Annotated in this window: 18 protein-coding genes and 1 riboswitch; of the genes, 5 read left to right on the top strand and 13 right to left on the bottom strand. The window is 39.6% G+C overall.

Going from position 1 to position 24,431, the window contains the following annotated elements; all coding sequences use genetic code 11:
- Positions 1–5 precede the first annotated feature (5 nt).
- The 3 genes from hemL to guaA all read right to left on the bottom strand — a co-directional run bounded on the left by hemL (position 6) and on the right by guaA (position 4,609).
- Complete coding sequence (gene hemL, locus I5349_RS09215) at positions 6–1,298, bottom strand: glutamate-1-semialdehyde 2,1-aminomutase (protein ID WP_226390469.1); 1,293 nt, start codon at positions 1,296–1,298, stop codon at positions 6–8.
- Positions 1,285–3,000 carry an ABC transporter substrate-binding protein gene (locus tag I5349_RS09220; protein ID WP_226390470.1) on the bottom strand — a complete coding sequence of 572 codons (1,716 nt, stop codon included), beginning with the start codon at positions 2,998–3,000 and terminating at the stop codon, positions 1,285–1,287. Before I5349_RS09220 ends, hemL begins: the two co-directional genes overlap by 14 nt.
- 79 nt (positions 3,001–3,079) lie before the next feature.
- Entirely contained in the window at positions 3,080–4,609 is a 1,530-nt protein-coding gene (gene guaA / locus I5349_RS09225; protein ID WP_226390471.1) for a glutamine-hydrolyzing GMP synthase, read from the bottom strand.
- A gap of 158 nt (positions 4,610–4,767) precedes the next feature.
- On the opposite strand from guaA, the gene I5349_RS09230 reads away from it, so the two are divergent.
- Positions 4,768–5,760, top strand: coding sequence for an alpha/beta hydrolase (locus I5349_RS09230; protein WP_226390472.1), 993 nt, complete (start codon positions 4,768–4,770; stop codon positions 5,758–5,760).
- A gap of 44 nt (positions 5,761–5,804) precedes the next feature.
- On the opposite strand, the gene I5349_RS09235 is transcribed toward I5349_RS09230, so the two are convergent.
- Both I5349_RS09235 and I5349_RS09240 read right to left on the bottom strand, forming a co-directional pair.
- A complete protein-coding gene (locus tag I5349_RS09235; RefSeq protein ID WP_226390473.1) occupies positions 5,805–6,878 on the bottom strand; it encodes a YncE family protein in 1,074 nt (357 codons plus the stop codon).
- Positions 6,875–8,740 carry a TonB-dependent receptor plug domain-containing protein gene (locus tag I5349_RS09240; protein ID WP_226390474.1) on the bottom strand — a complete coding sequence of 622 codons (1,866 nt, stop codon included), beginning with the start codon at positions 8,738–8,740 and terminating at the stop codon, positions 6,875–6,877. The genes I5349_RS09235 and I5349_RS09240 overlap by 4 nt, the downstream gene beginning before the upstream one ends.
- Before the next feature lie 113 nt (positions 8,741–8,853).
- A riboswitch (cobalamin riboswitch) is annotated at positions 8,854–9,068 on the bottom strand.
- 54 nt (positions 9,069–9,122) lie between these two features.
- Here I5349_RS09240 and I5349_RS09245 point away from each other — a divergent pair.
- The 3 genes from I5349_RS09245 to I5349_RS09255 are packed head-to-tail and all read left to right on the top strand — an operon-like array spanning position 9,123 to position 12,351.
- A complete protein-coding gene (locus I5349_RS09245) occupies positions 9,123–10,307 on the top strand; it encodes an ABC transporter substrate-binding protein (RefSeq protein ID WP_226390475.1) in 1,185 nt (394 codons plus the stop codon).
- Positions 10,304–11,338, top strand: coding sequence for an iron chelate uptake ABC transporter family permease subunit (locus I5349_RS09250; protein ID WP_226390476.1), 1,035 nt, complete (start codon positions 10,304–10,306; stop codon positions 11,336–11,338). Before I5349_RS09245 ends, I5349_RS09250 begins: the two co-directional genes overlap by 4 nt.
- On the top strand, positions 11,338–12,351 hold the full coding sequence (locus tag I5349_RS09255; RefSeq protein WP_226390477.1) for an ABC transporter ATP-binding protein: 1,014 nt from the start codon (positions 11,338–11,340) through the stop codon (positions 12,349–12,351). The genes I5349_RS09250 and I5349_RS09255 overlap by 1 nt, the downstream gene beginning before the upstream one ends.
- Positions 12,352–12,396: 45 nt before the next feature.
- Here the strand turns inward: I5349_RS09255 and I5349_RS09260 are convergent, their stop codons facing one another.
- The 4 genes from I5349_RS09260 to I5349_RS09275 form a co-directional block, all read right to left on the bottom strand.
- Positions 12,397–12,831: a hypothetical protein gene (locus I5349_RS09260; protein ID WP_226390478.1), complete on the bottom strand. Its 435-nt coding sequence runs from the start codon at positions 12,829–12,831 to the stop codon at positions 12,397–12,399.
- A gap of 11 nt (positions 12,832–12,842) precedes the next feature.
- Positions 12,843–14,105 carry an ABC transporter permease gene (locus I5349_RS09265; protein ID WP_226390479.1) on the bottom strand — a complete coding sequence of 421 codons (1,263 nt, stop codon included), beginning with the start codon at positions 14,103–14,105 and terminating at the stop codon, positions 12,843–12,845.
- Positions 14,102–14,740, bottom strand: coding sequence for an ABC transporter ATP-binding protein (locus I5349_RS09270; RefSeq protein WP_226390480.1), 639 nt, complete (start codon positions 14,738–14,740; stop codon positions 14,102–14,104). Before I5349_RS09270 ends, I5349_RS09265 begins: the two co-directional genes overlap by 4 nt.
- A 75-nt stretch (positions 14,741–14,815) precedes the next feature.
- On the bottom strand, positions 14,816–16,039 hold the full coding sequence (locus I5349_RS09275; protein ID WP_226390481.1) for a hybrid sensor histidine kinase/response regulator: 1,224 nt from the start codon (positions 16,037–16,039) through the stop codon (positions 14,816–14,818).
- Between the two features lie 77 nt (positions 16,040–16,116).
- On the opposite strand from I5349_RS09275, the gene I5349_RS09280 reads away from it, so the two are divergent.
- Positions 16,117–17,223 (top strand): hybrid sensor histidine kinase/response regulator, encoded by a 1,107-nt coding sequence (locus I5349_RS09280; RefSeq protein WP_226390482.1) that lies wholly within the window; start codon positions 16,117–16,119, stop codon positions 17,221–17,223.
- Here the strand turns inward: I5349_RS09280 and I5349_RS09285 are convergent.
- The 4 genes from I5349_RS09285 to I5349_RS09300 form a co-directional block, all read right to left on the bottom strand.
- Positions 17,207–18,382 (bottom strand): glycosyltransferase family 2 protein, encoded by a 1,176-nt coding sequence (locus I5349_RS09285; RefSeq protein ID WP_226390483.1) that lies wholly within the window; start codon positions 18,380–18,382, stop codon positions 17,207–17,209. The genes I5349_RS09280 and I5349_RS09285 overlap by 17 nt on opposite strands.
- A 59-nt stretch (positions 18,383–18,441) precedes the next feature.
- Positions 18,442–19,911, bottom strand: a complete 1,470-nt coding sequence (locus I5349_RS09290; protein ID WP_226390484.1) for a TackOD1 domain-containing metal-binding protein — start codon at positions 19,909–19,911, stop codon at positions 18,442–18,444.
- Positions 19,901–20,647 carry a biotin/lipoyl attachment domain-containing protein gene (locus I5349_RS09295; RefSeq protein ID WP_226390485.1) on the bottom strand — a complete coding sequence of 249 codons (747 nt, stop codon included), beginning with the start codon at positions 20,645–20,647 and terminating at the stop codon, positions 19,901–19,903. Before I5349_RS09295 ends, I5349_RS09290 begins: the two co-directional genes overlap by 11 nt.
- A 268-nt stretch (positions 20,648–20,915) precedes the next feature.
- Positions 20,916–24,371 carry a sensor histidine kinase gene (locus I5349_RS09300; RefSeq protein WP_226390486.1) on the bottom strand — a complete coding sequence of 1,152 codons (3,456 nt, stop codon included), beginning with the start codon at positions 24,369–24,371 and terminating at the stop codon, positions 20,916–20,918.
- Positions 24,372–24,431 lie beyond the last annotated feature (60 nt).

Here is a 24,431-nt window from a genome sequence, read left to right on the forward strand (position 1 = left end):
CTATTCTAAGCATGTAGTGCTTTCAAGACTTCATAATCTGCTTTAGTCAATTCATCGATCAATTCATCTGTGATAGCCGTAGATACGAAGAAAGACTCATACTGAGAAGGTGCTATGTATACTCCTCGCTCTAGCATCATCTGAAAGTACTTACCAAACATACCCGTGTCTGAAGTTTTCGCGCTTTCAAAGTCTGTCACTGGCTGTGTGGTAAAAAATCTATTGTACATACTTCCTACCTGATTGATCGTATAGTTCAGACCAAGTTTTTCTTGATTGATACGCATACCTGCTACGATCTTATCAGTGATCTCTACAAGCTTAGTATATACCTCAGGATGATCATTGAGATGATTAAGCATCGCTAAACCCGCTGCCATAGCTATAGGATTACCAGATAGCGTACCTGCTTGATAAACAGGTCCTGCAGGAGACACACAATCCATTATTTCCATTTTACCGCCATAGGCACCTACTGGAAGCCCTCCACCGATGATTTTACCTAGTGTAGTCATATCAGGAGTGACTCCATAGTATTCTTGCGCGCCTCCTTTGGCAAGCCTGAAACCTGTCATCACCTCATCAAAGATCAGGACGATACCTTCTCTCGTACAGATCTCTCTTAATCCTTCAAGATATCCTTTTTGAGGCGGGATACAACCCATATTTCCTGCTACAGGTTCTATGATCAGTGCAGCTATTTCATTCTTATTCTGACTTACAAGTCGCTCTACAGCTGCTAAATCATTGTATGGTGCTAGCAAAGTATCTTTGGCAGTTCCTTTAGTCACTCCAGGACTATCAGGCGTACCCATAGTGATGGCTCCACTTCCCGCAGCGATCAGAAAGGCATCTCCATGTCCATGATAGCATCCTTCAAATTTAATGATCTTATCTCTACCAGTGTAGCCTCTAGCTACCCTGATAGCAGACATCGTAGCCTCCGTACCTGAGTTAACCATCCTTACCTTTTCTACAGAAGGCACCATAGATATGATCAGTTCAGCGATCTCTACTTCCCTAGCTGTAGGTGCTCCAAAGGAGGTGGAATTAGGTATAGCTTCTTGGATAGCACTTAATATCATCGGGTGTGCATGACCTAGTATCATAGGTCCCCAAGAGTTGATAAGTTCTATATATTGATTACCGTCTTCATCTATGATGTAGGGACCCTTTGCCGATTTGATAAATATGGGATCACCTCCTACTGCCTTAAATGCCCTCACTGGTGAATTTACACCTCCTGGTATTAGGTTTTTTGCCTTTTCAAATAAGGCCTTACTTTTATTCTTGATCATTAGTAATGGATTGTTTTAAAACGACTAGTTTACCTGACTCCAACTTGAGCATTGGTACATATTGATTATCATTTCTCAATGAATAATCTAACCCTCTACTGATCTTACCTCTTCTAAATGGCATCCCTTGTAAAAAATTCTTCATGCCATTCACTTGATACTGCTCAGTGATGATATAAATCAAGTCATAACCAATAAAGGCGTATGGATTAGGGAATGCACCAAAGCGCTTTTTGTAGTTAATTCTAAATTCTTCTACTGCTTTATTTTCATAATCGAGAGAAGAATTACTAGTAAAGTAAAAGTTTAATCGCTCTAATTGTTCGAAACTAACAAAGTTAAAATTTAACCATGCATCTGAGGCGATCACAGGAATACGACTACTATTGATCTCTAAGGCACTAATGATCGGTGCAGGTAAGCGAGGATCCTCTGTAACGAAGTAAATATGATCAGCAGGGACATTTTTATCTTCCTCTTTAATAGGCTCTGCATTTTCTTCTTCTACTGGTAAATACCCAAGAATCACCTCAGTGATAGCATTCTTAACATTGTCAGTAGAGATACGTTTCTTATAAGCCACATTGATCCCTTTAGCCTCCAGCTCCCTAGCATAAATAGCAGCAATCAAAGAATCTCTACTTGAACTACCGTAGAGTATAGCTGCATTGGATCCTCCCCATGTTTCTGCTACAAAATCAGCCGTAGATAAAGCCACATTTTCAGATCCTGGCTTATATAGATAGGCAAAATTGTTATTTTCTATTTGCTTACTATTTGTAGAAAGTGGATTGACAAATGGAATCTCATGCTGAATGGCAAACTCTGAAACCTGCTGAAATTCATTTGGGTATAAAGGACCAAAAATCACATCAAGAGACTCTACAGCCTCATCTTGTAAGATAGTCCTAATGGCACGCTCATCTCTCTTCGTGTCAAATGGAATCAGGTTTACTTCAAAATCTCCAGACTTATTGATCTCTTCTTGAGCCAACTTAGCCCCTAAGTATAGATCTACTACAAAGTTTTCGCGTACTAATCTGGCTATCTGAGCAGAGTCCCTACCATACATAAATGGCAAGAAAGCACCGATATTGATAAGTTTGGATTGATTGACTGGTTGATATGTTTCTGAAGGATCTAAAGCAGCTAGCAACTCTAGCTCCTCTTTTGAAGAGGCTTCATATTTGAGTTTTTGCACCAAAGCATTCTTCAAAATAGATTCATCTCTGTATTGATCATACAGTTGCTTTAAATTTGCTTTATCAAGCTTTACTAGTGCATTTGTAAATGAAGTATTTGCTTGCTGCTTTAGTGAGCTCGATTTGATATCTGCTAGCTGATCTAAAGCGAGTCTGTATTCATTTTGAGCTAAATAGATATGAGCCATTAAGTAATTGGCTTCATCTATTTTATCAAACTTACCTGGCACAAGTAGTGGTCTGAGCGTAGTCTTTGCCAACTCATACTTACCATCTTCATAAGCTGACAGGGCAAAAAAGTAAGTGGCATAAGACGCATAAGGATTAGAAGAGGTAGCTCCTAAGACTGGTCTTAACAAATCCATCGCTTCTTCATAGTTGCCTAGCTCGATTTGAGTTTTTGCTTTTTGAAAATTAGCCTGATAGTTAGTCTGTGCAAAACCAACCTGTACAGACAGCATCACTAGGCAGAAAATAAAAGTAAAAATGTTCTTGTTCATGTGCTTCTCGATCAAGGTTTAATCAAAATTAAGGGTATGGCTTTCAAAAACCATACCCCATGCTCATTTATATAAGGAATTATTCCCATTCGATAGTTGCTGGCGGTTTGGAGCTGATGTCATACACCACTCTATTAACGCCTTTTACTTTATTTATGATATCATTTGAGACCTCGCCCAAAAATTCGTACGGCAAATGACTCCAATCAGCAGTCATCCCATCTACGCTCGTCACTGCTCTTAGAGCAATCACTCGCTCATAAGTTCTCTCATCTCCCATCACTCCTACTGATTGTACAGGTAGCAAGATAGCGCCTGCTTGCCATACTTGGTCATAAAGACCAGCATCTTTGAGTCCTTTGATCCAGATATGATCTACCTCTTGGAGGATCTGCACCTTATCAGGAGTGATATCTCCCAATATCCTAATAGCCAATCCTGGACCTGGGAAAGGATGTCTACCGATGATCGTCTCAGGAATACCCATCGTACGACCAACTTCTCTCACTTCATCTTTGAAAAGCGTATTTAGCGGCTCTACAATTTTGAGTTTCATGTAGTCTGGGAGTCCTCCTACATTGTGGTGAGACTTGATAGTAGCTGAGGGACCTTTGACTGATACAGACTCTATTACGTCTGGATAGATAGTTCCCTGACCAAGCCACTTCACATCCTCTATCTGATGAGATTCATCGTCAAATACCTCTATGAATACTCTCCCGATTGCCTTTCGTTTCCCTTCTGGATCACTGATGTTGGCGAGTGCATCATAGAATTTTTGCTTAGCATCTACTCCTTTTACATTCAAGCCCATGTCTTTGTAAGAAGCTAGGACTTCTTCAAACTCATTTTTGCGTAAAAGTCCATTATCTACAAATATGCAATAGAGGTTTTTACCAATTGCCTTGTGGATCAACATAGCTGCTACAGAACTGTCTACTCCTCCACTAAGACCTAAGACAACTTTATCATTGCCCAACTGAGCCTTAAGTTGTTCCACAGTGGTCTCTACAAAAAGTGATGAAGTCCAATCCTGCTTGCAACCACAAATATCTACTACGAAATTTTTGATCAGTGCTTTACCATCTAGTGAGTGCGTCACTTCAGGGTGAAACTGGATGCCATAAGTCATCTCATTTTTAACCTTGTAGGCGGCTACTTTTACCGAAGGAGTACTTGCTATGATCTCAAAGTCTTCTGGAAGAGCCGAAATAGTATCGCCATGAGACATCCATACTTGTGAGTTTGGAGTGAAGCCATTCATCAAGTCTGTATCATGATTGATTTCACTGAGTTTGGCCCTGCCATATTCTCTGATAGTAGAAGGTGTTACATTACCTCCATTTTTTTGCGCCATAAGTTGTGCGCCATAGCAAACACCTAGTAGCGGGAGTTTTTTTCTAAAAAGCGAAAGATCCACATCAGGTGAACCTTCATCTCTCACTGAGCAAGGACTACCAGACAAAATCACTCCCTTGATGTCAGAAGTGATTTCTGGGATTTTATTATAAGGGTGAATTTCGCAATAAACATTGAGCTCTCTCACGCGTCTAGCTATGAGCTGGGTGTACTGAGAGCCAAAATCGAGGATCAAAATTTGTTCTGCCATGTGCAAAATTAATACCTTAGAGGGCTATAGCAAACCTTTCTTCCAAATAAAATTTGGATCGCTAAAAATCAGCACTTCTCTTCAAAAAATTCACTTAAATTTAATACAGAATACCGTCAGATAATTGGCCAAACGAGGTAAATAGAAAGAAAAAACGAATGAAAAAATTTTTACGCATTGTCGGAATATTGGTAGTCATTCTTGGACTGATTTACCTAGCTGGACCTAAATCTAAAGTTGTCCAATTGGATGGTACCATTAGTGACCTCTCATTAGAGATTGACCAAGTGGACGAATTCCTCGCCCAAAAAGAAAGCGCAACAATAGGCGTGAAACCAGATAATCAAGCTCGAGTGATTTGGTATGACTCGACTCCTTCTAAAACTAAATATAGCATTGTCTATTTACATGGATTTGGTGCTAGCTGGGCTGAAGGCGAGCCAGTCCATAGACAAATAGCTGAAAAATTTGGTGCAAACTTGCTATTAGCTAGGCTAGATGAACATGGGATAGATCGAGAGAATTCCTTTGAAAACCTCAGTGCTCAAAGTCTAGTCGATTCTGCCAAAGAAGCGGTTGCTCTTGGACAAGTTTTGGGAGACTCCGTCATCGTCATGGGTACTTCTACTGGAGGAGCCTTAGCTACTTATTTGGCTGCCGAGAATCCTTCTATTACTGCAGTTATAAGCTATTCACCTATCATAGCTGCCTATGAAGATAGACTCGACTTCTTTTTCAAACCTTGGATGAAGCAGCTAGCCATCATGTCGCGTGGAGAAATGCTAGACATGAGTAGATCCGATAGCTTAGAGCAACGGTACTGGAGTACCCGCTATCATGTCAATGGCTATGAAGCACTAGCAGTATTTGTAAAAAGCACTATGACCCCCGAAACGTTCCAAAAAATTGAACAACCTTATTTCTTAGGATATTACTATAAAAATGAAGAAGAGCAAGACAAAGTAGTCTCCGTAGCCGCTATGCTAGAGATGTTTGAAGTCCTAGCCAGTTCTACTAAAGAAAAAGAAGCTTTCCCAACCAGTGGCAATCATGTAATAGCGAGCTTTATCAGGTCCCAAGACTATGAGACAGTCTATCAAAGCACTGAAGCATTCTTGATAGAAAAAGTAGGGTTGAAGCCGATAAAATAGTAGAGGCTACATCTTTTAAAAGTAGCCTCCTAAATACTTTCATTTTAATTCACAAAATAAAAACTACTTGGCACCAAGCCTACATTGGCAGAATCAAGTGCTATGCCTGCACTACTATAGATAACTATTTTACCATCTGAATTGAAATCAAGAGGATCTGATAAAAATAGTTGCCCTGTGCGGTTGTTGATTCCTAGTCCATAAAATGACCTCTCGATCAGTGGTGAATCATTCAAGGCACTTGCATTTATGGCGAAATCATAGACTCCTCCATTGTACAAATAGTACATTCTTTGACCATTTGCCGTGATGGCTAATTCACTTGGTGAACTAAATTCACTTTCAAAATCAAATCGCTCAACTATCTCACCTAGTCCTGGATCAACTTTGAGCAGAGCACCAGACACCTCTAAACGAGAAAAATCTGGAGCATATCTTCCACTACATGCTACCCAGATAAACCCCTCAGCATCCACGACCATACTATTTGGCCCATCCACCAAAGTAATTGTGTTTTCTACTTCATCTGTAGTAGGATTAATCACCGTCATGTTGTCATCGCTACCAAAACCTCCTGTATTGAGCACGTAGACGCTGCCATTAGCTAATATCATTTGTTTTGGCCCTTGACCCACAGTGATACGCTCGGTGATCGTTCTAGTAGATAAATTTACCACTGCTATCTGAGTTCCAAACCCATCTTCTCCCCACTCGCTGACATAAGCTTTATTATTGCCTACCACTAACAGTTGCTGGGGCTTAGCTAGATCATTGATCTGACCAGTCACCCTTAGATCTGCCATATCTATGATCTGAACTTGATTAGCATTATCTATAGCAAGATACCCAGTGTTATTAAACACAGTCAAACTCTGCAAAAAACTACCAGGCATCGCTCCACCATTCTGTGCGGCATAGACATTGTTTTGTACATCTTCCGTATCAAAACTATAAAAGGAAAGCTCGCCAGAGACGCTAAAGCCTCCTTCATTGATGACCCATACACCATTAGAAAACTCTCCTACCTCTATCTCAGGAGTTTCGTAATTATTACATCCAAAAACAGCTGATAGCAGCAGGATTAATAAGAATGACTTGAATTGGTTTAGCATTTTCATAATTCTATAGTTAAGTTAAAAGTATAATTTCTTCCAGGCATCGCTCTCAAATTCATATTTTGATACATGACATTTGATACATTATGCACATTGGCTTGCGCGGTGATCTTTGTCCCATTCCAGCTAAATTGATACGAGAGCCCTAAATTCAATTCATAAAAAGCAGGTAACATTTGAGCGTTATCAGCAGTGATGAAGCGCTCTCCCGTATATTGATGATTGATTATAGCTTGCCAACTGTTAAAATTGATTTTTTGAAGCAGTGCACCTGTGTGCCTTGGTGTGTAAGGCAAATCTCTGCGCTCAGTATTTGATAAGTTGACAGTTCGATTTAAATGATATTGAAGTGATTGATCTAGGACAAAATTGGCCAATCGTTGTGTAACAGAAATACTCATCTCTACTCCTGAACTATTCACTTTTTGGATGTTTTCTGGTGACCAAAAACTCCCTTTTGGCTGCCATAAAATCCAATTATCAACCAACATATCAAACACTGTTAAGCTAGCACCCCATGAGGAATTCTTTCTCTTTTTACTAAAGTCTACACCTGCTTCATAACTAATACCATCTTCGGCCAATAGATCAGGATTGCCACCAGGTCTCCAATATCTATCATTGAGCGTTGGCGTTTTGAAGCTTCTAGCCCAAGAAGCTCTCAATGAAAATCCTTTGTTCTGTAAAAAATCTGGACTCCAAGTCGCATTGACAGCAGGAGTCAGCGGAATAGTCCAATCATCTACCAGTGCTTGTCTCAAGCTCCCCACTAAGGTGAATGAGGATATAGGTTGCCACCTTGCGCTAGCAAAAAGATCAGTCCGAGACTCTTCCTCCTCATAAGCACTAAGGTCAGCTGTCACATAATTGTACAAAGCTCCATACTTTATAGAAAGCTTATCAGCTATGCTCCAGTCGTCCTCTAGCTTGATGATGTGTTGTTTTGTTTTTGAATCGTCTGATTCATTATAAAGTAATTGATCTGATAAATAAGCAAACTTGATCTGCCAAAAGTGATTATCTGACATCAGACTGTAATCAGCCATTAGTCTGAGGTTTTGATCTGCTTGGGTGTCTTTGGTATTACTCAGCATGGTAGGCTGCAATTCCCTATCTGTAGTCGTATACCACGCATTGACTGATATCTGAGACAAAGCACCAGGCTTCCAGGCGATAGATTGTTGGACATTATACTGTGAAATGGCTCCATGATCAAGGCGCTCTTTTGGTCGACCTATTTTTGCAGTATTGATATACTCAAAATCATTTTCTGCAGCCAACCGGTCAATGAGTGTAGAAATACTCCACTGATCATTACTCCAGCGATAATTAACCGAAGATCTCATCCTACCAAAGCTCCCCAGCATTTGGTCCAACCTGACTTGTGAACCCTGCTTGAAATTTGATTTTTGGCTAAGGTGAATTGCCCCACCAATGGCATCAGTCCCATAGAGCGCTCCAGTAGCACCATAGTGTATGGCTACTTGATCCACTCCTACAAGTGGCAAAAGCGCAAAATCACTTTGCCCTAAAGAAGGATAATTGATATTGATCCCATTCCAAAATACACCTGTATGACCTGCTCCTGTTCCTCTCAGACTAATGCTAGAGAGCATCCCAGGACCATAAGACTTGATGTAAACTCCAGCTTGTCTAGAAAGTAAATCAGAAAGATTACTACTCGGAAAAATACGTAATTGCTCTTGGTCAAAAGTTTGGATTTTAGTCCCTAGACCATATTTTTCCAAAGGCACGGATTTGATCTCCACAGCCTCCAGCAGCAGCGTATCTGATCCTAGCTGTGCATATGCAGTAGTACCAGATAGCAAAAATGCTATAAGTAAAACACAGAAACCTGTTTTCATTGTCTTTGAATTAAATTATGAATCATAACTTAACTCAAAGCTCACCAGCTAATAAAGTAGAGAAACCTCGTGTAATAAAACCTTTGGTCATCTCAGCCTTTCACCCGAAAGCTTTGAATTCAACGAATCAGGCAGGTCTCCTGGCTTTCCCGACATTTGCTGACCTTCTCATCCACTTAGGGACAATGGTGTTGCTGAGCAAACGCGCTTCCCGATCTAGACCGGGCGGGATTACAGTTGCGGGGACAGCTCTCGTTTCACACGAGATTCCCTTTTAATTTTTTCTCAGCAGGTATGCTGATCAAAAACCTGAATCGATACAAATGTACAGAAAATTTGGAATAGCCAAAATTTTTCGAACTTAGCGCAAATTATGAAGTCAATGAAAGCCTCCATCTTGAGTCCATTTAAATGTATTTTATCTACAGTTCTACTAGTAGGAAGTCTAAGCTGCGACCAAAATAATAAGACAAAAATAGATAATCAAGTAATTGATATACAGCATATTAGTAGAGAGCTTACTTCAATACCTTTGGACTATGCTGAAAATTTCAGTTTAAAAAAAGGAGAAGGCTTTTATTTGCTCACGATCAGCAATCCGTGGTTTGATGCTGATCAAAAGTTTCAGTATGTCCTCAAAGAAGCCACAGCAAACATCCCTTCAGCGCTTGAGAAAGTTCCTCAAATCTCAATCCCTGTTAATAAAATTGTTTGTACTTCTACTACTCATATCCCACTACTGGATGCGCTAGAAAGTAGTGAATCCTTGATTGGATTTCCCAACACTGACTTGATATCTTCTACTCAAATGCGTCAGCTGATCGATCAAGGTAAAGTTCAAGAAATAGGAAAAGGCGAAGCACTTAATGTTGAAAAAATCATAGCATTGAAACCTGATCTCGTGATGGCTTTTAGCATGAGTAGCGACCTTAGCAGACTAGAATTGCTCAACCGTGCTGGTATTCCTTATTTACTCAATGCTGATTTTTTAGAAAAAACAGCACTTGGCAGAGCTGAATGGATCAAATTTGCTGGGGTACTCCTAGGAAAAGAACAGTCCGCAGATAGTATTTTTCAGCAAATAGAGTCGAGCTATCTTCAAACTAAATGTAAAGTCGCCTCTGTAGTGGATAAACCGAGCGTTATCAGCGGTGTGATGTATAAAGATATCTGGTATGCCCCTGCAGGAGAAAACTGGTCTGCACAACTATTTGCAGATGCTGGTGCTGACTATCTCTGGAAAGATAAACAAGGTACTGGTAGCTTACAGATGAGTATAGAGCAGATACTTACTCAAGCTGATGAAGTGGATAAGTGGGTGAATGTTGCTTCCTTCCGTAGCTTAGAAGAAATGGAAAATGCAAACGCTCGCTATATCCATTTGAAACCCTTCAAAGAAGGAGAAGTCTATAATTATACCAAAAAAATAGGCGCAAAAGGTGGTTTTGAATACTTAGAGCTTGGCTATATGCGGCCTGATATCGTCTTGGCTGACCTAGCTAAAATTTTCCATCCAGAACAAATGACTGATCATAAGTTTTACTTTTACGAAAAACTACCCAGATGAGTCAAAAGTCTCCCATAGCCAAAGGAAAAATCATCTTGCTCCTGATCAGCCTAGTCTTCTGTTTTCTGGCTTCTATATCAGTTGGATCAGTTTATATCCCTTTTGGAGAGCTTATCGACACGCTTTTAGGAACTAGTGACAATATCGCTTGGCAACAAATCATTTGGCAATACCGCCTTCCAAAGGCACTAAGTGCATTATTTGCAGGCAGTGCGCTGGCTATCAGTGGACTGCTGATGCAGACACTTTTTAGAAATCCACTCGCTGGACCTTATGTACTCGGTATTAGCTCTGGTGCAAGTTTGGGAGTCGCCCTGCTCGTGATGGCTGGTTCGATGATTGGATTTGGTGCCACACAAATCTCCAATGCATGGGCTCCTGCGCTCGCTGCCAGCATAGGAGCATTTCTTGTCTTGCTCTTAGTCGTATTAATCGCTGGTCGAGTCAAAGATTCTGCCACGCTTCTTATCATAGGATTGATGTTTGGTAGTGCTACTGGAGCGATTGTGAGCTTGCTATCATATATCAGTGAAGCCAAAGACTTGCAAGCCTATGTCATTTGGACACTTGGTAGCTTAGGTGCCATCTCCTATCCTCAGCTACTCATTATCATCATTGCTTTTTTGATTGGTATTTCTCTTGCCTTTAGTCAAGTAAAAGCATTGAATGCCATGCATTTGGGAGAAAACTACAGTCAGAGTTTAGGGATTTCCATCAAGCAGTTCAGGTTAATAGTGATCTTGGCTACAAGTATACTAGCTGGCACTATCACTGCCTTTTGCGGTCCTATCGCATTTATAGGTATCGCAGTCCCTCATCTCACGAGACTATTCATTCCTACTTCAGATCATCGACTATCGATTCTACTGTGTGGGATAGTTGGCGCCTCACTTTTACTTGGTTGTGATGTGATCAGTCAGCTTCCAGGAAGTGACTATACCTTGCCTATCAATGCCGTTACTTCTTTATTTGGTGCACCAGTTGTCATCTGGCTCATCTTGAATAAAAAATCTTCTAGAGTCCAAGTCTAATGAAGCAGCCTATCCTGACAGCCGAAAATCTCACCATTGGATATGTGCATAAAAAAGCACAAAAGGTGATTTTATCCAATTTGAATTTTTCTCTTTATCAAGGAGAAGTTGTGGGACTATTAGGTGCCAATGGTGTCGGAAAGTCTACCCTACTCCGTACCTTATCAGGTGTCCAACCAGAATTAGCAGGAACTATCTCGATAGAGGGTAAACCATTGAGTAGTTTTAGTAAAAATGAGCTTGCTCAAAAACTTAGCCTTGTACTCACCGATAGTATAAGGCAAAGTCAGCTCACTGTCTATGACCTAGTGGCTCTTGGACGCATACCATATACCAACTGGACAGGACATCTAAGTCCTAATGATCACCAAAAGGTAGCAGAAGCGATCGCCCTCACACATATTCAATATATCCAAGAAGCTAATTTAGATGAACTAAGTGATGGTCAACTTCAAAAGGCTATGATCGCTAGAGCACTTGCTCAAGATGGTGAAATCATGATATTAGACGAACCAATAGCACATTTAGACATACCTAATAAGCTTGATATCATGAAGCTGCTTCAAAACTTGGCTAGAACTACTCAAAAAGCTATCATAATCGCTACTCATGAGCTAGAACTAGCACTTCAGATGAGCGATAAACTTTGGCTTCTCGAATGTGATAGTCAATTGACTGTAGGCTTACCCGAAGAGCTCGCCCTCAAAGGCGAGATTTCAAAGATATATGGAACGCACGCAGCTCACTTTGATATCTCTCAGGGAGTTTTTAAGCTACATACTGAGATAAAGCATCATATCCATGTCAAAGGAAATAGTGCTGAAACTTACTGGACAAGTCGAGCTTTAGAAAAATTAGGAATTGGTCTGAAAGATCAAGCTGAAAACTCTTTGAGCTGGCATGATGATAGGCTCACGCTAAAGTGGCAAGGAAATGAAAACACCTTTAACTCTCTCGGTGAGGTTGTGGCGTTTTTGACCCTCGATCAAAATGAAAAAACCTCCTCAAACTAGTCTGAATTAACCAGTTGAGAAGGTTTTAAAGATTTATTTTTAGAATCAATTCTCTACTCCTGTTATTTCAGCATCTCTCAAAACATACATGAGTTGCTCTGGATCAGCAGCATTGAGATAGAGTTTTCCTTTCACGATTACTTTCTTTTCTGTGTATTTCACATTGCCATTCAGATGTACTTCAGCAACTGTCTCTGGACCTCCAGATCCACAGAAAAAGCACTCCGCTAGCGGCAATGAAGACAGAATGATGTGATTTGGCTTAAATAGCCCTTCAAATGGAATAATAAATCCACTTAAAGTAACCTCTTTGCCTTCTATCTTCTTGATGTTGGGACTAAATACTGGTAGATAAACCTCTCCAAAATCATCCTGACCAATCTTAAAGGTCACCTCTGAGAGGGTTTTCCAAGTATTCGTTTGCGCTTGGATAGTGTTCATGATCACCAACCCTAAGCATATCAATAATAACTTTTTCATATACTCTTTTTCTACTCTTTAGATAATACTTTCGAAATATCTGTCTTATAAGCACTCCATGCAGGGATCAATGCAGCTAATATACCTACTACCAAACTCAGGCCAATAATCCAGAGCTCTTCAAAGATAAAAACAAAACCTGAAATGCCCGCAGCTGCTGACTGACTGTTAGACCAAGTTAACAAAAAGACCAAGCAATGCCCAAGAGCTATACCAGCTAGCGCACCAATCCCTGTAATCAACAAGCCTTCAAGGATGATGTGTAAAAATAACTTGCTTCGTGAAGCTCCCAAAGAACGCATAATCGCCAAGTCATATCTCCGCTCCTTAAGTGAATTTATCAAGGCAATAAAGATACTTAAGCCTGCAATGAAGATGATCAAATAAGCAAAGCCTTGAAATAAAGAGATGCCAATACCTAAAAGAGAAAATAAACGAGCAGTTTCGAAAGCTGGTGAAGCTGCTTGCATGTTGGTGTTGGCATTGATCTGTCTAGGAAGTTGTATAGCAGCCATCGGAGATCGATATTGGACTATCAGCGAAGTAACTTCTTGGAGAGAATCCCCTTTAGGCAAGCCTTTTAAGGTTATTTCATCGTGGTGATGGTGATCAGCATGTGTCTCATGTGACTCAGGATCAATTGCTTCATCAGTTTCATGTTCCTCATGCATGGCCCATACGGTCTCTACACTTGTTAGGATCAATCTATCAGGAACTGACTGACTAGCAGATAGTATACCTACTACTTCATAAGCTTGCTCTTCGTGCGTGTGGCTTTCATTTGATATACCATGCGCTCCCTCAAACAAATCGCCTACTTTAAGCCCTAAAACAGCTGCTACTTCAGCTCCTAAAACTGCCTCATTGACATTTTCCCAAAGTCTTCCTTCATTAAGCGTAAGTTGGTAAAGCGAAGGATAATCATGATTGGTACCTACTATGCGAAACCCCGAATAGCTATCACCCATAGCTAAAGGGATGATGTTTTTAACCAGCCTATTCTTGGCTAATTTCTCCGCTTCTTGTAGCTTAATATTTCCAGTAGGAAAGTCTACATGGTAAACACTCGACAGGATCAATTGTAGTGGGCTTCCTTTTGCTCCTACTACGAGATCAATCCCTTGAGCATTCTTTGACAGCTTCTCCTCCACCTGCTGAGATAATAGTAATAAAACCACTATAATAGATATCCCAAGCGCCATGAGCGTGATGTTCAAGAAAGTATTGAGCGGCTTGGACTTGATGTACTTCCAACTAAGTTGATATAAATTCATGACAGCTGCTGCATTTCTATGGTCTGTGGAATTAATGACTTGACACGCTGATCATGGGTAGCTATGATCAAAGTAGCTCCATATTGATCTGCTTGAGACTTGAGTAAGTCTATGACTTTAGCACTATTGAGGTCATCCAAGCTTGCTGTTGGCTCATCTGCTAAGATTAGTTTTGGCCTATTGAGTAATGCTCTAGCTATACTCACTCGCTGTGCTTCACCTTGGCTCAACTCATTGATTTGAGATTTGAGTTTATCAGCAAGTCCCAAGTTTGTCAAGACTTCCTTTATCCTTTCATTATCTTGTGGCAATCCGGCTAGATACTGAGTCAGTTTCAAATTATCAGCTACATTGAGTGCTTTGATCAGATGCGGCTTCTGAAAAACAAGGCCTATGTGAGTGGCTCTAAAAGTATCTAATTTGCTCCCGCTGAGTGCATAGATAGACTGACCTGCCAAAGACACCTCACCTCTCTCAGGTGCCAAAAGACCCCCGATGATATGAAGCAAGGTGGTCTTGCCACTACCCGATTGACCCAGTAAAGCGATGTGTTGACCTGAAGAAATCTCCAAGTCTTCTATTTCAAAAAGCTTACTTTTGGTATATCCAAATGCTAGTTTACTGATTTTTAACATAGTAGCAATTTCTGAAAATAGAAATAAATAGCACAGCAAAATTAGACGAGTGGCTACTAATTTTGCTGAGAATACTTACGATTTAATCACTGGGATTTTGACGAAAAATGTCGTCCCTTGGTTTTCCTTACTTTCAAAAGTAATCTCTCCTTTGTGGAGCTCAACACACTTTTTGACGATAGAAAGACCTAACCCTGATCCCTCGATCACACCTACATTGCTTGCCCTGTAGAAGCGATCAAAAAGTTTGTTTTGATCCTTTTGAGGAATACCTATCCCTTGATCTGATATGGTCGCACTGAGCATTCCATTTTCATAGATTAGTTCAAAGTTCACTTCTCCCTTATCAGGAGAATATTTACAGGCATTAGAAAGGAGGTTTTCTAAGATTTGATAAAGTAAATCACTGTCTGCATAGACATACTGATCGATATTTTTTGTTTTTAAATTGACATGACAAGTACTGGATGCGCCTGTCTTGACAATATCCATGATATCTTGAACGAAACTCCCAAGATGAAGTCGATTAGGGTTAAAATTGACCTTAAGTGCATCTGCTTTACCAAAAAAGAGCACTCCAGTCAAGAGATTATTCAAGCTTCGAACAGCAGTTTCTATTTTATTAGCATGCTTTTCGATCTTTTCCTTACTTTCAAGCCCCTTCTCCGTATAGCGCATGATGAGCTGTGCCGAAGATAAGATCGATGTTAATGGCGTCTTAAATCCATGAGAAACATTAGCCACTATTCGCGTTTTCAGCTCTCCTAGTTCACGCTCCTTCTCCAAAGATTTCTCCAACTCTTTCTGAGCTTTGATACGCTCTAAGACTTCTTTTTGAAGTTCTTCATTAGTTCTCTCCAGATCCGCTGTACGTTCTTTGACCTTTTGATCAAGCTCGTTATTGAGTTTAGTTAGCTCTTTTTCTTTTCGATCTTTGAAGATAGCGGTCTCGATCACCATAGAGAGCTCGCGCTCATTAAATGGCTTGATCACATAGCCACTTGGATTGAGGGCTGCTACCTTTTGTATAGTCTCGTCATCAGAAGAACCAGTCAAGAAAACCACAGGTATGCCATAGTTAGCATTGATGATTTCTGTCGTTTTGATACCATCCATACCACCTGGTAGACCGATATCCATCAAGACCAGATCAGGCACCTGATCAGATAGGCTATTGAGTGCTCCTTGACCCGTATCCTCTATTCCCGTGATGACATGACCCATCTTTAGAAGAGCCTTTTTCAGAACCATCACTGAGACATTATCATCTTCCGTGATTAATATTTTATAAGATTTCATTGCTAAAACAAAATGTGAAATGTAGCTTTAAAAAGCATAGAAATTAAAGATAGAGCTATTTTTAAAAATTCAGCTTAATGAAAAAGAAAATTTTAGTAATCGAAGACAACGAATCATTAAGAGAAAACATAGTTGAAATTCTATCTAGAGAAAATTTCGATGTGAAGTCTGCTGTCAATGGCAAAGTGGGCCTTGATCTCGCCAAAAGCTATCTCCCTGATCTGATCGTGTGTGACATCATGATGCCAGAAATGGACGGCTATGAAGTCCTAAGTGCTATCAAAAAATCTAATGCAACTGCCCTCATCCCATTTATCTTTTTGACTGTCAAAAATACTATGGCAGACCTAAGAATAGGTATGGGGTTGGGTGCGGATGACTACATCACTAAGCCTTTTAATATAGACGATCTTTTATCTTCAGTAAAAACCAGACTTAACAAACTCGAAACTATCAAAGAAAATGAGGGTAAGGAGCTCGCTTCATTCAAGAAAAAAGTAGGGATTCCAATCACTTCTAAAATAGATGGACCTGCGAAAAGCATCAGTCATTTGACAGATTTTATCCTCAAACAATACCTCGAGCTAGACAAAGAAGAAATCGCAGAAATAGTATCCCTCATCCGAACAACAGCCAACAACTTAAGCGATGTCGTTCGCAAAACGCTATATTATTACAAATTAGAAAGTCTGAAAAACAATGAATCTGAACTCTCTAAATATAAAATTGAGGTAACGGATTCGATAAAAAGAATCATCGAAGAATCTGCCATAGCCACTGGCGAAAAATACCATCGAGTAAACGATCTTTTCTTTCACCTAGAAAATGGAGAAATTAATTTCCCTGAAGAATTTTTCAAGCTAATCGTACACGAATTGATAGATAATGCTTTCAAGTATTCAAGTAAAAGAACTCAGATAAAGATAATCGGTGAGCAAGGAAAAGATGCGTACTATCACTTGACCATACAAGATGAGGGTGTCGGCATGACTGCTGAAAATATTGCCAAAATAGCTGCTTATGCGCAGTTTGAACCTAATAATTTACATACTTCAGGTCTTGGCTTAGGACTTTATATAGCACAAGGTTTTGTCGAGATTTTTGGAGGAGAAATTGAAATCAAGAGTAAACCCGGTATTGGCAGCATTTTCAAAATAGCACTTCCGCTCAATGGTCAGTCTTAAAAACAATCATGTTTGATTTGATCAAGTCTACTATACGATACAAAGTGGCTACAAAATAGGAAACTAACCGTTTTAACCTTGAAACAACTCCATAAGAAAGCGCAAAAATGGGTAAATAAAGTAGCGTAACCATGGACTCACGATCCTTTGCTACGATCAGGCTGTATAGACTCCAAATAACCGCTAGATAGAGTACATAAAAGAGGTAAATCATCCCTATCAAAAAAGGAAGAATCGCTGAACTAGATATGATAAGTCCTATCACAAAAATCAACCACAACAAATCAAAGAAATACTGCGCAAATATCTCCAAAACCACCTGAATCATCATTTTGAAACTAAAGTCTGACTTAGGCAAAAGCATCCCTATGTATTTATCAAATGCCCTCAAAAATGATTGTGATCTAATGGGTATAAAACCTTTACTCTGTGACCTGACTCGAGGATCAAATGTCACATGATAACCAATTTTTGATAGTTTCAAACCGATAGCTCCATAGGAAGCAGTATGCACATCCCAGCCTCCTACTCGATGAAGTAGCACCTTGCGATACAACACCAAACTGCTAGGATTTCCAGCCCATATACCTAAGTATGATCGTACGTATATACTGATATCTGCCGTTCGATTGGCAAGTCGATAGAGATGCTTCTCAAAAGTATTTGCCTCGAAATCAATTTGACCTGCTATAGCTCCCAAAGAATCATCTGCTCTCAAGTGGTCAAGCATGATCTTTATAGCCTCAGCATCTACAGAACGTGTATGATGATCTAGCGTCAACACATATTCTCCAGTACAGAAGTTCAGTGCATAATTTAGACATGCTTCCGAAGAGATGTTTTCATCGAGAAAATGTAAATCATTTATCCAACCCTTCTGCTTTAAATTGCGGTAGGATCCCTTTACGGCATCTGATACACCATGACCTATCATGATCGTCTCTATATGCTCATGACTTTGCTTACTCAATGAGTATAACAACCCTTGTATTTGATCTATATTGCCATTACCCAATATAATGACCGATACTTTATCGCTAGATGGAGAAAATAGGCGAGACTTAGTTTTTAAAATACGTTCAGATACGATGGCTCTATATGCCAAAGTGTAAATCATTAGAATACCAAGAGGCAGCTCTATGTAATAGATAAACCACAAAGATTGGGAAATCGAGGTCTGACTGATGAAACTTATCAGTTCAAAAATCGCTTCAGTGATCATTTTACACGGGTGTGTTGATGGATGCTATTGACCAATTCTTGATAGTCAGTATCAGCTGAGACTCGATAGCTCTGAGTCAAAATTCTGTTGTCTACATCTTTACCGATCACATCCTCCATGAGAAACTGCGTGCTGGATAGTAAACTTGCCAAAGACGCTTTTACCTTATCTACTTGACTATCAGGAGACAATATCAAATAGCACTTATCCTCTAGCATGCAAATCACTTCTTCTGTAGGTAAGTTACGCTGAATATACAGCGATAACTCTTTAGAAATCTGATCTACCCCCTCACCTAACTTATCGATAGTATCTGGTGAAAATATAAACCTAACTGAAGACAGTGTACTTTCTAAACCGAGAGAATTGGCACGCTGAACCTCAAGCTTTAGGATAGTCTTAAAAACTGCGTATGAAATAAACCCTTCTAGAACATCTGTATCTGCATTGACTTTGACCACTCCACTTGTGATGGCTTTGATACCAGCTGGCGTCAAAGAATAATGGTAAACGCTATATTCCTTCAAATCTTCAATCCCAGCAGTCTCACCGCAATGGTAACAGTAAGTTTGAATCGATGATTCTTGAAACGAATGCTGACAGGCTAGACAAACAGCAGTTTGTGTAGGCTGATCGTGGTCTATCCCTATATGCTTTAAAGGCTTAGCACACTTTGGACATACATGTTTCTCTGCAGCTCTAAAAGCTGATAATGGCGCTATATGGCCACAGGAAAAGTGATGAACTGATGGCTCTACTTTCAGATCAGAGTGACCACATTTTGGACATACTTCCCTGTAATTGATAAAACCCGAATGACATGAATGACAAAGATGCACCTTGTCCATATAGTCTCTCCATATCCATTTTTGTTCAAAAGCCGCATCCAAAAGTTGACGCTGAATCACAAACTGCTCAGCCCCAAAATGCGCCTCTAAAACAGGGTAAATGTACCCAGTATGGGAAGTGGAAGAAGGGATCGCTTGGATATTTCTTCCTCTAGAATAATAATATCTCAAGAGCTTGAGCAAAACTCCAGACCCTTGAAAACTTGTCTCAATTTGATCAAATTTATCTATAGTCGATAGGATCTTATCTATGAGCAATAAATAAGGTTCTATAGAAGTCGTAGCCAAAACTCCATCAGCCAGTTCTTCTAAAATTGGACTTACCTTTACAGGTTGTTGATAAAGTAGAAAAACTGGCTTTAGATAAATACGCTCATAATTGGACGACCTGAGCAGGTTTAAAAACTTAATGCTTGCATCTACTTGCTCACCGTCAAGGATCAAGACTTGATAGGAAACTGTCTCTAAAAGTGTTACTTCACTAAAGTCACTGATAAAAAGGACATCTTTATCAAACTGATAAAGGACCATCTTAGCTCCTTTTACGAAAGAGTCATTCGCAGAATCAAGATTTTGATTTGCTATCGATCCATCTTTGAGTGACACTTTACCTCTCATCACTCGCAATATTTAGATTGATTGCCTTTTGCTTGAATATCAATACTTTATCATCAAAAATAGAAGGATATGCCTCTTCTAGAGGTTTGATTAAGATCAGCAAATCATCAGCATCGACTTGGACATCAGGTAATTCAAAAGAAAGTTTCTCACCTTCTGAAATTTTCTTTTTCACTTGCCCCTGTATTATGACCTCGTCTGAAAACTTCAAACTTACCTCATCTCCTATTTCAAAATCATCCTGCTGACTAGGTGTTAAAGTGGCCACTACATAGTGGTCATCCTGCTCGATCTTGGCCAAAACCTCTCCTCTCAATCCCACTTCATTTACTGCAAAATACAAGTCTTTCAATGACCCTGATACTGGTGATAAGACGAAAGATCTCTCTGATCGGCTTGTCTCGTCTGATGGAGACTTGGCTACTCTATCTCTCACTTGATCATAAGAATCCATGTATGAAAACAAAGTATCGCCAACTTGAACCTGATCTCCCTCAGCTACATAATAGGTCTCTATCCACAAATCAAAAGGAAGTCTGACCTGATGCGTCTTAGAGACTACCCGGCCTTGGGTCTGACTAAAAAACACCTCACCTAGATAATAGCTAGAAAAAGTAATGCCTATAGCTAATAAAATCATCAGATAGATCAATCTATCCCAATTGATTTTTCTAGAAGTCTTTATGTTTGATGCGACATGCGAAGTGAGCTTAGGTCCAAATCTGATATTTCTCATATTACCTGACCTTAAAGTTTGGAGAAACTGTCACTTGAAAAAGGCATTCTAAATGATCTGATAAGCTTAAAAAAAATCTTTCACTTGAAAAACAAGCTTGCATACTGAGATAGCTCTCGCTCAATGAAAGACGAAAAACTTTTATCATTATTTGAAAATACTTTTTATGTATTCAAATATACTACATAAAAAATTCACCAACCTACAGATTGGTGAAATAAATTATGAGTTGAGAAAATGTGATAGGATAAAAAGAGTATTTCAACTCTTAAGCTTTAGAAGGTATGATGAGTCTGAATGTACTCCCTTGACCTTTGACTGATGACACCTCGATAGAAGCATTGATTAGATCTATCAATCTTTTGGCAATGGACAAGCCAAGCCCTGTGCCCTCATACTTTCTATCAAGCCCCATACTCTCTTGCATGAATGGCTTGAATAGATTTTTTTGAAACTCCTCACTAATCCCTATCCCAGTGTCCTTGATTTCAATAATGACATTTGCAGCGTTTTCGAATACCTGTACTTGCACCATACCTTCATCTGTATATTTGACTGCATTGCCGATCAGATTATTAAGAATCATTTCTAGTAAGTACCTATCTGTTGGGATTTCTATCGGCCTTCTTTCATACTTAGCTGATAGTAAAAGTCCCTTCTTAAATGCCAATGCTTTCATAGGCACCAGCACCTTAGCGACTATGTCTGTAATATCAAGCAACTCAAACTTAATACTCATCCTATTTGACTCGATTTTTGACAAATTGAGAATAGCATTGATGGTATCAAGTAGTCTTTCGCTACTTTGAATGATATCATTTAGATTGTCTTTCAGCTCAGGATTATGCTCATTTTTCACCAAAAGCAGTTCAGTCATTCCGATGATACCATTGATCGGAGTCCTGATCTCATGAGACATATTAGCCAAGAAATTTGATTTGAGTCTATTAGACTCTTCTGCACGATCTCTGGCTTCGATCAAGTCTGTTTCATAAGCTTTTCGTTCAGAGACATCTCTGATGACGGACATGACAAGCGGCTCATCAAAGCCTGGAATCTCCAAGATAGAAATCACCCCTTCTATGTATTTTTCTCCAGAGTGATATGGTGCTAAAGTCTGGAAAGCCACTTTAGCATCTACTTCTTTTCTATTTAACTCTGGGATCTGTATGGTTTTCGCGAACTCAGGATCCTTAAATATTATTTGATAAGGCTGACCAATGAGTGCTTGCTCGCTCAAACCAGTAAGTTCACAAAAAGAAGGGTTGACAGAAACATAAACTCCATCTACAGTTGAAAGACTGATCGCATCTTGTGTGGAATTCCACACTGCTCTGAATTGAAGCTCTTTCCCTTGTATCTCTTCTACTTTTTCAGAGATTATATATTTCAATTTTGACTCGTTCTTTTTCTGATTCAAAAGAGAGTTGGTAGCATAGCCTAGCAATAGGAAAAAACCAATCACACTAAGTAGAAACCAGGTCTGTAGATATACTGGTCGGGCGATTCTGATATTGGCAGATGAGACGACCTCACTCATGAGGTTATTATCCAAAGAGGCCTTGAGGAAAAACTTATAGTCTCCTGGAGGTAGGTTGGTGTACCTGACAAAATTTTGCTGTGGGATCTCGATCGTCTGCCAGTCTTGATCATACCCCTCCAACTTATAGTAGTATCTTAGCCTTCGCTCTGAGTCAAATGAGATGACATTGAAGTGAAAATCTAAACTATTCTCTTGATATGAAAGTCTTTGATTTTCATTTAGCGGGAAAATAGTCTTCGCATCTGTCTGCATGTATTTGATAGAAACATTAGGACTAGCATCTCCATCTAACTGCTCTGATGGATCATAAAGTGCTACACCCTTTTCTGTACCTATCAATACCCTTCCTTGACTATCTTCTATCAGTGCAGAGCGATTGACCTCATCGCCTATAAGTCCGCGAGAACCTGTATAGTGACTGATCCTGTTCTCTACACCTATGACATAAACTCCCCTATCAGTACCGATCCAGATCTCTCCACGTTTGGTTCGCATCAAAGCATAGACAGGTCTATCTACCGAAAAATCATTTAACCTAAACTCCTTTATTCCTACACCATTGTAAATGAATAGACCGTTTTCATTGCCTAGCAATATCCCATCATCAGTCTCCAAAAAAGTGTAGCCTTCCATCAAAATCAGTCCATTGTGAATAGTAGGACTCTCTTTGATGTTAATATTTGGACTATGGAGTAGGATGATCCTCCCATCTGATAGCACCCCCATCCTTCTGATGAAATTTCTAAAGTTTTCCTGTTGATCATTATATCCAGGAAAGACTATTGGCGTCTCAAAGAGCCTGTTAAGTTCATTTGGATTATCTACTAGATAGACATTATTTGAGGTGGCTATGTAGAGCTTACCATCTTTATAATCCACAAAAGACACCGGCTCATTATTGGCTGGTTTGTGCCAAGTGAGTTGTCTTTTCTGATTTATCCTTCCCAATCCACTATTATTAGCTGAAAACCAAATGACTCCATCGTCATCTTTGACAAAATTGATGATCCGCTTATCAGCTGATTGACTTGCAATGTCCGATATGAGCTGGCTTTCTTGAACCATCCCATCTTTCATAAACATATAGCCAAAGTTTGACCCTAATAAAAATTCATCAGGTCCCAACTCTAAGATCGCACTCACTTCATCATCTATGAGTCCATTGTCCTTATTGAAATACTGAAATCTAAAAGACTGCAACTTACCGATTCCTCTGGAAGTAGCCATCCAGAGGCTGTTTTCTCTATCAATAAAAAAGTTATTTACATAAGCTGCCTTCATGCTCGTGTAGAGCGAAACGAATTTTTTCTCATTAGTGACCAAGTTGTATTTCCGCACATAAGAATTATCAATGTAGTACAACTGATCATCTACCAAACTCAGTTTTGTATACGATCTGGTATTTAAAAAACTTTTGTAAAACCCTTGATCCAATATCCTGATTAATTCCCCATCTTTAAATTCACCCAACCAATCATTTCCTAAGACATACCATTTAGCAGATCTTTCATGGATTTTCCAGCTTTTGACAATTGTATTTGGTGTCTTACTTAGATCAAGAAGGGGCTTTGAAAGCTGACCATCTTTGATCTTAAAAAGCCCCTCATCTGTACCCAAGTACAGTTCTCCTCTATAAAAACTCAGATTTTTAAGAAAATCATTATTACTCACACTTCTATTACTGAGATCTACTCCATAAAGTAAATTACCCGCTGTATCAAAAACTTTGACTTCATCCGTTCGGCCTACAGCTATCTGCTTCTGTTCTCCCACATAGCCTACCGCAAACTCCAGATAATAGTAGTCTTTATACTTAAAATCTTGAGCTTCAAATGGCACCTCATACCACTTCCCACCCTTTAGATAAAAAGCCACTGGAAGTGATGACCCCGAGTACACCCAGATGATCCCGTCTTCATCTTCACGAATTTTAGAGTAAGCAGAAAGCTTGTTGTTGATAGAATCTGGGATATCAAAAGTCTGAAAACCATCAGAATATGACACACCGCGAGAAGTAGAAAACCAAATCTGTCCGATATGATCCTGCCCGATATCATAGACGAGATTTGACATAGGAAGTACCCCATTGATATCTGTCTCCACATAATAATTCTGAGCAGAAAGCCTTCCTCCTACTAAAATTAGGCAGAAAATGAGTGTGCAAAATTTAACTATGTGCATGTCGGGATCGTTGCAAAACGCTACAAGATAGAAAATCTCACTAAGCTATAAAATTACATG

The organism is Penaeicola halotolerans (genome assembly GCF_016464625.1).
GTDB lineage: Bacteria > Bacteroidota > Bacteroidia > Cytophagales > Cyclobacteriaceae > Penaeicola > Penaeicola halotolerans.